The 10,103-nt window shown below is 69.0% G+C and carries 9 protein-coding genes and 1 pseudogene; 8 read left to right on the plus strand and 2 right to left on the minus strand.

Annotated features, from left to right (window positions below; genetic code table 11):
- Positions 1-4: 4 nt before the first annotated feature.
- From FN976_RS27100 to FN976_RS27130, 7 genes are all read left to right on the plus strand, one after another.
- Positions 5-1,015, plus strand: a complete 1,011-nt coding sequence (locus FN976_RS27100; RefSeq protein WP_145896913.1) for a zinc-binding alcohol dehydrogenase family protein — start codon at positions 5-7, stop codon at positions 1,013-1,015.
- A gap of 7 nt (positions 1,016-1,022) precedes the next feature.
- Complete coding sequence (locus FN976_RS27105) at positions 1,023-2,159, plus strand: mannitol dehydrogenase family protein (protein WP_145896915.1); 1,137 nt, start codon at positions 1,023-1,025, stop codon at positions 2,157-2,159.
- Positions 2,160-2,245: 86 nt separating this feature from the next.
- Positions 2,246-3,271, plus strand: coding sequence for an amidohydrolase family protein (locus FN976_RS27110; RefSeq protein WP_145896917.1), 1,026 nt, complete (start codon positions 2,246-2,248; stop codon positions 3,269-3,271).
- A 65-nt stretch (positions 3,272-3,336) separates the two neighbouring features.
- The gene (locus FN976_RS27115) at positions 3,337-3,765 is read left to right on the plus strand and encodes a GNAT family N-acetyltransferase (protein ID WP_145896919.1); all 429 of its coding nucleotides are present in this window, start codon (positions 3,337-3,339) and stop codon (positions 3,763-3,765) included.
- A 124-nt stretch (positions 3,766-3,889) separates the two neighbouring features.
- Entirely contained in the window at positions 3,890-4,726 is an 837-nt protein-coding gene (locus tag FN976_RS27120) for a serine hydrolase (protein ID WP_145896921.1), read from the plus strand.
- Positions 4,727-4,784: 58 nt separating this feature from the next.
- Positions 4,785-5,363 carry a hypothetical protein gene (locus FN976_RS27125; protein WP_145896923.1) on the plus strand — a complete coding sequence of 193 codons (579 nt, stop codon included), beginning with the start codon at positions 4,785-4,787 and terminating at the stop codon, positions 5,361-5,363.
- Position 5,364: 1 nt separating this feature from the next.
- Complete coding sequence (locus FN976_RS27130; RefSeq protein ID WP_145896925.1) at positions 5,365-6,567, plus strand: hypothetical protein; 1,203 nt, start codon at positions 5,365-5,367, stop codon at positions 6,565-6,567.
- On the opposite strand, the gene FN976_RS27135 is transcribed toward FN976_RS27130, so the two are convergent.
- Positions 6,536-8,581 (minus strand): hypothetical protein, encoded by a 2,046-nt coding sequence (locus FN976_RS27135; protein ID WP_145896927.1) that lies wholly within the window; start codon positions 8,579-8,581, stop codon positions 6,536-6,538. The genes FN976_RS27130 and FN976_RS27135 overlap by 32 nt on opposite strands.
- Positions 8,582-8,675: 94 nt before the next feature.
- Between FN976_RS27135 and FN976_RS27140 the strand changes: the two genes are divergently transcribed.
- Positions 8,676-9,980 carry an MFS transporter gene (locus FN976_RS27140; RefSeq protein WP_222432894.1) on the plus strand — a complete coding sequence of 435 codons (1,305 nt, stop codon included), beginning with the start codon at positions 8,676-8,678 and terminating at the stop codon, positions 9,978-9,980.
- Here the strand turns inward: FN976_RS27140 and FN976_RS27145 are convergent.
- Positions 9,977-10,103: pseudogene (locus tag FN976_RS27145) on the minus strand (IS630 family transposase); the annotation flags it as partial. The gene FN976_RS27140 and the pseudogene FN976_RS27145 sit on opposite strands and share 4 nt — an antisense overlap.

A 10,103-nucleotide genomic window follows, 5' to 3' on the forward strand; every position in this document is an offset into this window, starting at 1 on the left:
CGCCATGCTGACAGTGATCTGCGAGACGCCCGGCCTCTTGCGCGCCCAGGACCGCCCCAAGCCCACGCGGGCGGAGGACGAGGTCCTGCTGCGCGTCAAGCGCGTCGGGGTTTGCGGCACCGACCTGCACATTTTCACGGGCAACCAGCCCTACCTCAGCTACCCGCGCGTGATGGGGCATGAGCTGTCCGGCATCGTCGAGGAGGTCCCGGCGGACAGCTCGCTCGCGCCAGGCGATATGGTGTATGTGATGCCGTACCTGTCGTGCGGGCGATGCGTGGCGTGCCGCCAGGGCAAGACGAACTGCTGCGTCAACATCCAGGTGCTGGGCGTCCACCGCGACGGCGCATTCACCGAATACCTTTGTGTCCCGCAGGGCTTCGTGCACAAGGTGGAGGGCGTCTCGCTGGACCAGGCCGCCATGGTGGAGTTCCTGGCGATCGGCGCGCACGCGGCCCGGCGCGCGGGGGTGCGCGCGGACCAGCGCGTGCTGGTGGTGGGCGCGGGACCCATCGGGATGGCGGCGATGATCTTCTGCGGGCTGCGCGGCGCGCGAGTGACGGCGCTCGACACCCGCCGCGACCGGCTCGACTTCTGCGCAGCCCATCTGCGAACGGCGGCCTGCGTGGAGGTCGGACACGACGACGAGCAGCGGCTGGCCGCACTGACCGATGGCGAATTCTTCGACATCGTGTTCGACGCGACCGGCAATCCGAAGGCGATGGAACGCGGCTTCAAGTTCGTTGCCCACGGGGGCACCTATGTCCTGATCTCGGTCGTCGGTGGAACCATCAGCTTTGCCGACCCGGAGTTCCACAAGCGGGAAACGACCTTGCTGGGAAGCCGCAACGCCACGACCGAAGACTTCGAGACCGTGCTGGCCGCCATGCGGGCCGGCCACATTCCCGACGCGGCGCTCAACACCCACCGGCTCCGGCTGGCCGAGGTGCCCGACGGCTTCAAGGACCTGCTGGATCCCGCACGCGGCGTGGTGAAGGCCATCGTGGAATGCTGAGAGGCCGATGAGCCCGCCCATCCTCCAGTTCGGCACCAGCCGGTTCCTGCAGGCGCATGTGGATCTGTTCGTCTCGCAGGCGCTGGCTCGCGGTGCGGTGGGCCAAGCGCTCGGCGGCATCGCGGTCGTTCAGACGACCAGCAACCCGGAAAGCGCGGAGCGCGTGGCGGCGCTGGCAGCCGGCGGCGGCTACCCGGTGCGCATCCGCGGGCTGCGGAATGGGCAACGCGTCGAAGAGGACGTGACCTGCCGCGCCGTCGTGCGAGCCTGGCAGGCGGATGCCGCCTGGCACGCGTTGCGCGAGGCCATGGCGACCGATGTCCGCGTGATCGTTTCGAACACGGGCGACCGCGGCTACCAGCTGGTGGATGCGGACGGCCCGGCGTTGCTGCACGACGCGGCGAATGCGCCGCGCGGTTTCCCGGCCAAGCTCCTGGTGCTGCTGCACCATCGCTGGCGGGAGCTGCCCGCCGAAGACCTGTCGATCTTTCCCTGCGAGCTCATCGAGCGCAATGGCGACGTCCTGCGCGACCTCGTGCGCGGCCTGGCGGCCCGGTGGGAGCTGGAGCCGGATTTCATCGCCTGGCTGGGCGACCACTGCGTGTGGGCCAACTCCCTGGTCGACCGCATCGTGTCCCAGGCATTGCGTCCTGTGGGCGCCGTGGCCGAGCCCTACGCGCTGTGGGCCATCGAACGCCAGCCCGGTCTGCTGCTGCCTTGCGTGCACGAGGACATCCAGCTGACCGACGACCTCACCCGCCACGAGCGGCTGAAGCTGTTCCTGCTGAACGCGGGCCACACCTACCTGGCCGAGCGCTGGCTGGCCGGCCGGCGCGAGCCGGGCGAGACCGTGCTGGAGGCGATGAACGACCCTGCGGCGCGCGGTGAGCTGGAGTCCCTGTGGGCCCAGGAGGTGTTGCCGGTGTTCGATGCCCTCGGCCAGCGGGCGCAAGCCGAGAGCTACCTCGCGCAGGTGCGGGAGCGGCTGCTCAACCCGTTCCTGGATCACCGGCTCGCCGACATCGCCCAGAACCATGACCAGAAGAAGCAGCGGCGACTGGCGCCGGTGGTGGCGCTGGCGGCCGAGCTGCGGTGCGGGATCGCCCAGCCGCGGATCCACGCCGCGCTGGCAAGTGACTGGTAAGACCAATATTGACTTTGATCGACAATTGGCCTTACCATGATTCCGTGCTACCCGGACGACACCATCAATCTGACAAGGAGACACGAATGAAGGAGACAGTGAGCAAGGGCCTGAGGTTCTGCGCCGCGGCGGCGGCGCTGCTGGGCATGGCATGGATCACCACGGCCTGCGGGGGCAGCGACAACAACGACGACCCAGCGCTGCAGGCGGCCATCGAGGCGGCGGAACGCGCGGCGCCCGCTGGCAAGCGGCCGATCGTCGAGACCCACATCCACTTCTGGCAGACGTCGCGGCCCGGCGGTGTGCCGTGGCCCACGGCAGCGGAAGGACCGATCTTCCGCGACGTGCTGCCGCCGGAATACAGCGCGTTCGCCAAGTCGCAGGGGGTCGTGGCCGCCGGCATCGTGGAGGCGAGCGGCATCGTCGCCGACAACCAGTGGATCCTCGACCTGGTGAAGAACGATCCGTTCTACTCGTTCTTCGTCGGCAACCTGGAGATCGGCTCGCCGACCTTCACGGCCGACCTGGCGCGTTTCGCGGCCGACCCGCGCTTCGTGGGCATCCGCGGCTACCTCACCGGCCCGGCCGAAGGCATCACGCTCACCACGGCGCAGCTCACCAACCTGCGCGACCTGGCGGACCGCGGCATGACCCTGGACCTGATCAGCCGGGGGACCAAGAACCCGAAGAGCCAGGTGCAGGCGCTGTGCACCGCGGTGCCGAACCTGCGCATCATCATCGACCACCTGGGCGGCGCCAGCGGGCAGGCCGTCAACGCCACCTGGGAAGCCGACATCCGCCGCCTCGCCAGTGCCTGCCCGAACATGTACATGAAGTTCTCGTCGTTCTACGACATGTACGCGCCCGGTGACGTGGTCTTCGCATCGCCGACCGACCTCGCTTCCTACAAGCCGCACTTCGACGTGCTGATGTCCGCGTTCGGAGCGGACCGCCTGATCTGGGGCAGCAACTGGCCGGTGATCGAGCTGCACGGGACATTTGCGGCCCAGATCGCCATCGCCGAGGCTTATCTCGCCCCGATGGGCGCCGGCGTGCGCGACAAGGTGATGTTCAAGAACGCGCTCGCGTTCTATCGCCGGGTCAAGAAGTAGCGCCGGTTTCTCGCGCGCAGCGGCGGTACCATCGGCGGCCCGCGGCCACCGGTGGACTGCCACTCATGAGCGATTTCGAGATCTACACGCCCACGCCGGAAGAGGTCCACTCCGGCGAATTGGGCCGCCGCATGCGGCAGTTCAACTACCGGTTCGTCGGCGAGTACGGCCAGGTGCAACCCGTCTGGGTCAGCGCGAAGGACGAAGGCGCTGGGCTGGTCGGCGGCTTGCGCGGATTCGTGTTCCTGTCGTGGCTGAACGTGGAACTGCTGTTCGTGGACGAATCCGCGCGGCACCAGGGGGTCGGGCGCAGGCTGCTGGAAGCGGCGGAACAGAAGGCCCGCGACCTGGGGGCGCGCAACGCCACGCTGAACACCTTCGAATGGCAGGCCCGCGATTTCTACATCCGGCAGGGCTATGAAGAGTTCGGCCGCATCGACGACTACATCAGTGGCTTCTACTCCGCCTACATGAAGAAGGCGTTGGCGCCATAGGCCCGCGCGGCCGCGCAGCTCAGCAGAGACATTCGGCGCTGGGCGCCGGGCACTTTGGCATTCAGTCTGACGCGGATGGCTCCCCGCTGGCCCCACCATCCTGGCAGACCCACTGTTCCCGAAAATGACCCAGGCCCCGTTGCGCGACACCATCCTGCGGATCGGCGAAGACGCCAACGCGTCCGCGATCGCGGTCGCGACCTACGACTTCATGCATCACACCGCCTGGTCGCTCAACCCGGAGCGCTGGTTCCATGCGGCCAGCACCATCAAGGTGCCGGTGCTCGTGGCGGTGTATGACGCAATCGAGCAAGGCCGGTTCGAGCCGCACTCGCGCGTGCACGTGCGCAACCGTTTCCTGAGCGTCGTCGACGGACGCCCCTTTCGCGTGGCGGACGAGCGCGACGCCAACGCGGAAGTGCACGCCGCCATCGGCCGCATGCTGACGGTGCATGAGCTGGCCGAACACATGATCGTGACCAGCAGCAACCTCGCCACGAACCTGCTGCTCGATCTCGTCGGGATCGAGGCCGCTCGGGCCTCGCTCGCCCGCCTGCGGCTGGGGGGCATCGACCTGCTGCGTGGTGTGGAGGACGAGCTGGCGTGGGAGGCGGGCCTCAACAACCGGGTCACGGCGGCTGGCCTGTGCGCCGCGCTGCGCATGATCGACGAGGGCCAGGCCATCTCGAAGGACGCCTGCAAGGCGATGCTCGACATCCTGCACCAGCAGCGCTTCCGCACCGGCATCCCGGCCGGGTTGCCGGAGGATGCGCGCGTCGCGCACAAGACCGGCGAGATCTCGACCGTGGCCCACGACGCTGGCATCGTGTACCTCGACGGCCGTGATGCTTACGTCGTCGTCATCCTCACCGAGTGGGCGCCGGAAGTGAATGGCCGGCAGGAAACGATCGCGCGCATTTCGCGCGCCGTGTACGAGTCCATGACGGAGGGCGTTGCGTGAGCCGCCGGGCCGCCCCAAGGCTCATAGCCCCGCAGCGCGTAGCGCGGAGGGTAGACCAATGAGCGCGCTGCCGTTGCCTCTTGTCCTCGGCGCCGACCTGCCGGCCGATTTGCGCCGCATCCTCCGTCCTGGCGAGGCGCTGCACGACCGTTCGGACATTGCGCGTGTCCTTCCATCGTCGTTCCTGCGGGTGGAGTCCTGGGCCCAGGCCATGGAAACGCCACTCACGCCGCACTTCAAGGTGTGGGAACTGATCGGCGTCGATGTGCGAGAGGCACCCGAAGCGCGCAGGTTTCCGCGCCACGTCCCGTGTGCGCTGGTCCTGCTGGCGGCCGCCCTCGAGTTGTTCCGCCTGGAGACGGGGACTTACGTGCATGTCGCCGCGAACGGTGGCTACCGCTCCCCGGGGCACGCCCTGAGCCGGCATGCGTCGCGGCACTGCTGGGGCACCGCGGCCAACATCTACCGCGTGGGCGACACGTTGCTCGACGGCCGCGAACAGATCGAGCAATACGCGGCCATCGCGCGGCGCGTCATTCCCGGCGTGTGGATCCGTCCCTTCGGCCAGGGGGATGGCGAGGCCGACGACCATCTGCACCTGGACATCGGCTACACGGTGTTCGACCCGGTGGGCTGACATGGAGAACGGTAAGAAGCTGGAGCAGGCCACCGGACCGGGCCGGCTGCGCCTGGCCGCGATGGGACTGGAGGCCGAGTGCTCCCTGATGCTGGACGACCAGCCGACGCGGCCCGAAGACCTGTTCGGCAGTCCACGCGATTTCATCCGTGGCGACCTGATGCATCGCCAGGGCACGTCGTATCACCTGCCCACCGGCGGCGCGGTCTACTTCGACACCGGAGTCATCGAGGTGGCGACGCCGGTGGTCGAGATCGAACGCGGCTGCGCGGCGCGAGCGGGGCGCTCGTTGTGGGAAGCGCTCCAGTTCATTCGCGGCGAACTCGACGACTGGGACGCACGCAACGGCCACGTGACGCGGCTCGTGGGTTTCAGCGCGCACTACAACGTCTCGTTCGAGCTGCCGGCGGGGGAGCCGGCGAACGGGCGCACCATCGAGCAGCTGGCGCTGCTGCTCACCTACGTCCTGCCCGTGCCGGTGATGCTGCTGGCGACCAACCGGCGCTCCACCGGCGTCGGCGTGCGGCCGCGCGGCGACCGGATCGAGATCACGTCCGATTTCACGCCCAACCCTTCGCTCATGATCGCCACCGCGGCGCTGATCGCCGGCGTCGTGCGCGAGGTCATGACCTGGCCCAGCTATGGGCTGGACCAGCTCGCCGCGCACAACATTCCCGTGATCAGCGGGTTCGAACCGGTGCCCCATACATCGCGCAAGGGGTGGCTGGCCCGCTACACCTGCTACCCCCGGAATCCGTTCACGTGCGACATCGACAGCGATCTGTGGCGGACGCAGCGGCATGGCGGGCTCAGCCTGCGCGCACTGGCGGAGCGCATCGTCCGCCGGTTCCTGCGCCCCATCCGGCGAATGTGCGACCCTTTCACCTTCCGGCTGCTCGGCGCCGTCTTGAGCGGGCGCAGTCCGTCGTTGCTGGATCTGGAGGACCGGCCGGCGGAGTACGAGGACGTCGGGAAGCTCTGCACCTGGGACATGCTGGCGCCGTCCGCGCAGCTGGCCCGCTCGCGCTACGAGCGCGTGGTGATGCGGGCCGTCGCCGGGCAGCAGCTGCGCATCGATGGCCACCGCCTGCGGCCGATCGGCATGAGCGGCTGGTCGGCGATCGTGTTCCGGGGCGACGACGACCGCCGCGAGGTCATCGCGATCGACGACCTCATTGCCCACCTGGACGACTGGGAGCGGTAGCCGCCGCCGGCCGGGTCAGCAGGCGCAGCGGGAAGGGCAGCGCCCATTCGCCGTCGATTCCTGCCGCTGCCTCGCTGCGCAGATGGAGCCGCGGCCAGACGCGCGCGCCAGCCCACAGCTTGTCGTTCGCCGCCAGCGCGCAATGCGCCGGGTAGGAATCGGCACCACCGAGATCCATGAAGAGACCCAGGTTCGGCAAGGTCTCGCGCGAGTTGCCCCACGCGTGCTGGTGCGCGGCCCCGAGCGAGCCGCAGGTCGGGGATCCGACGGCGTAGCGATCGTTGCCGGCGCCGTCCGCAAAGATGCCCGTGCTGTTCGCGTACGCGGCGCCCAGGCTCAGAAAGCCGACGGTGTAATCGTCGTCGCCCCCCTCATCGACAAACACGCCGACCGAGAGGTCGTTCGCGGCGCCCAGCGCGATCTCGTGCGTCGAACGGTAGACGTCGTTCCCGATGCCGCGCTTGAGAAGGATCCCCGCGGCGTAGTGCGCCGATGCACCCATGACGTACCAGGCTGCTTCGAAGCGGTCGTTGCCGCCGTCGTCCAGCAGGATGCCCAGGCCCTCGTAGTAGCCCGCGCCCTGCGCGAAGACCTGCGCCTCGTAGTGATCGTTCCCCGCCAGGTCCAGCAACATGCCGATGCCCCCGGCAATGGAGCGCCCGTCGAAGAAGTCCCCGCGCATTCCGTAGCCCGCGCCTTGTCCCATGGACGTATTCCGGTCCGGCAGCTGGGGCGAAGGCCGTACCAGCGGCAAGGCGGTCAGGCGGTAGCGATCGTTGCCGCCGGTATCGACCAGCAGCGCGACACCTCCTGGGCCCCCCGTGGCCTGCGAGTAGGTTTGCGCCGTGAACTCGTCGTCGCCGCCGGCACTGACCAGCACCGCGACGCCGCCGATCGCGTGCGCCTGCGCCCGGCTGCTCGCCACGAAGCGGTTGCTGCCCCCGCCATCGACGAGCAGCGCTGCGCCGAAGAGGGCGGACGCCTGTGCCTGCTGGGTGCCTTCGTAGCGGTCGTCACCTTCGGTGTCCCAGAGGATGCCGTAGCCGAGCGTCGCGCTCGAAGGGTCGGCGCCTGGGGCCGTCGCGGCATAGCGGTCGTTGCCACGATGGTCCAGGAGCACGCTGATCCTGTGCGTCTCGCCCGGCGCCAGGAACTCGTAGTCGTCGTCGCCGCCGACATCCAGCACCAGCAAGGGATCCTTTAGCTGATGGCGGTTGTTGCCGCCGGTGGTGTCGACGACGATCCAGCCGAACGGCGTCTGCAGCGACCAGGCGACGGGCGGCAGTGTTGCTTCGTTCTTCACGAACCCCTGCAGCCGCTCGACGGCCCCGACCAGGTCGAGCATGCCTGCAAGGATGGCTTCACGCTCGACCAGCGGCAGCAGCTGCCGGAAGTCCGGTGTCTCGAACTGGGTGAGCAGGTCGTCGAGCCCTTGCCGGCGCAGCAGCTGCGGCGTGACGCCGGGGGGAAAGCGCTCGAAGGCGCGTTGCAGGAAGCGGTGCGAGCGCGACATGGCGGCGAGCACCCGCGCCACCTCATGGCGCAAGGGGTTGGGCAGTTGCGCCTGATCGGGCAGCACCGGCACCCAGCCGGCGCCCTCTTGGGTCGACGCCATCCACGCCAGGCTCGCCGCGAGCGGATCCTGGGCGGTGCGCAGTTGCGCTTCGACCCCAGCCGTGCCCCAGGCGGCCGGGCGCTGCAATCGCACGCCCAGGAGTGCCCCGGCCCAGCCGATCAGGTCACGCGGGGATCCGGCCGCGTCCCGGAGGTCGTCGCCCAACACGCCGGCACGGTACGGCGCGTCGAGCGGCGCGGCCATCACCGCGCGGAAGAACGGCAGCTGCTGGGCGCGTGCCGGAGAAGCGTCGAGCCCGGCCAGGTCGGGCGCGCCGCGGCTGGTGCCGGCGCCTGCCCGCTGCAGCAGCTCCGGCAGCGGCGGACGGTCTTGCGGTTGCGCCTGGGCGGGCAGACCCAGCACGAGCGCGATCAACAGGGCGGCCGGGATTCGATGCATCGGGCGCTACTGTAGCGAATGGGATGCCGGTCCGAGCGGGAAGGCCGGGTAACCTGGACTTGCCATCGGCAGAATGCGGAACAGGAGGCATCCCTTGATCGAAAAGCTCGCACGGCGCCTGCCGTTCTTCTACGGCTGGATCGTCGTCGCCGTCGTCTTCGTGACGATGGCCATCTGCGTCAACGCACGCACGGCGTTCTCGCTGCTCTTTCCGCCGATCCTGGACGAGTTCGGATGGGAGCGCGGCGTGACCGCCGGGGCGTTCTCGTTCGGCTTCCTGGTCTCCGCCGTGCTGAGCCCCTTGCTCGGACGGCTCATGGACCGGCATGGGCCGCGCCTCGTGATGGAGATCGGCGTCGGCGCGACGGCCGCGGGCCTGCTCCTCGCCACCTTCGCCGGCGAGCCCTGGCATGTCTACATCACGCTCGGCCTGCTGGTGGGCGCGGGGACGACGTTCACCGGCTACACCGGCCAGGCCTTGTTCCTGCCGAACTGGTTCGTGCGGCGCCGGGCGTTGGCGATGAGCATCGCCTTTGCCGGCGTGGGGTTCGGCTCGATCGTGATGCTCCCGGCCCTGCAGGTGTTCGTGGAGCGGAACGGCTGGCGTGCCGCCTGCACGTTGCTAGGCGTGCTGGCACTGGTCGTGCTGGTGCCGTTGAACCTGCTGCTGCGGCGGCTCCCCGAGGACATCGGCCTGGCGCCCGACGGCGACGCCGACACACCGGCCGCGGCGCAGGCCCGGCGGACCAACGTGGTCGACCCCGCGTGGGCCGCGGTCGACTGGACGCTTGCGCGCGCCATGCGCACCGCACGGTTCTGGTGGATCGCGCTGGGCTATTTCGGCGCGCTCTTTTCCTGGTACGCGGTGCAAGTGCACCAGACCAAGTACCTCATGGAGACCGGCTTCGGCGCGACGGAGGCGGCCTGGGCGCTTGGTGCCGTGAGCCTCGCGGGCGTGCCCGGACAGATCGCGCTCGGCTGGCTGTCCGATCGCGTCGGCCGCGAGATCGTCTGGGCGATCGGCAGCCTGGGCTTCTGCCTCGCCTATGCCGCGCTGCTTGCGTTGCAGGCGTACCCGAGCGTCGCGCTGCTGTACACGATGGTGATTGCCCAGGGAGCCCTCGGCTACGGCCTCACGTCGGTCATCGGGGCCATCCCCGCGGAGATCTTCGAGGGCAAGCACTACGGGCCCATCTTCGGGACATTGATGCTCAGCGCGCTGGCGGGCGGCGCCGTGGGTCCGTGGTTCATGGGCTTCGTGCACGATCGCACGGGCAGCTACACGGTGGCATTCGGCGTCGCGATCGGCTGCTCGCTTCTCTCGGCGTTCGCCATCTGGCGGGCCGCGCCTGGGCGGGTCCGTGCAGTCGCCGGACGGGTGCGTGTCGCCCAGGCCTAGTGTCCTGTCCCGTTAATTCGCGAACACAGTCGCACGATCTTTTCTAGGATCGAGTCGGCTGTCGCAGTCCAGGTGAAGGGCTTGCAGGACTCGTTGTACCTGGTGACGAATTCGTCGATCTTC

The organism is Caenimonas sedimenti (genome assembly GCF_007833165.1).
GTDB lineage: Bacteria > Pseudomonadota > Gammaproteobacteria > Burkholderiales > Burkholderiaceae_C > Ramlibacter > Ramlibacter sedimenti.

Coding starts and splice junctions, on each gene's coding strand:
- FN976_RS27130 (WP_145896925.1), top strand. CDS start 5,365: ATGGAGAACGGTAAGAAGCTGGAGCAGGCCACCGGACCGGGCCGGCTG.
- FN976_RS27115 (WP_145896919.1), top strand. CDS start 3,337: ATGAGCGATTTCGAGATCTACACGCCCACGCCGGAAGAGGTCCACTCC.
- FN976_RS27105 (WP_145896915.1), top strand. CDS start 1,023: ATGAGCCCGCCCATCCTCCAGTTCGGCACCAGCCGGTTCCTGCAGGCG.
- FN976_RS27110 (WP_145896917.1), top strand. CDS start 2,246: ATGAAGGAGACAGTGAGCAAGGGCCTGAGGTTCTGCGCCGCGGCGGCG.
- FN976_RS27135 (WP_145896927.1), bottom strand. CDS start 8,581: ATGCATCGAATCCCGGCCGCCCTGTTGATCGCGCTCGTGCTGGGTCTG.
- FN976_RS27125 (WP_145896923.1), top strand. CDS start 4,785: ATGAGCGCGCTGCCGTTGCCTCTTGTCCTCGGCGCCGACCTGCCGGCC.
- FN976_RS27120 (WP_145896921.1), top strand. CDS start 3,890: ATGACCCAGGCCCCGTTGCGCGACACCATCCTGCGGATCGGCGAAGAC.
- FN976_RS27100 (WP_145896913.1), top strand. CDS start 5: ATGCTGACAGTGATCTGCGAGACGCCCGGCCTCTTGCGCGCCCAGGAC.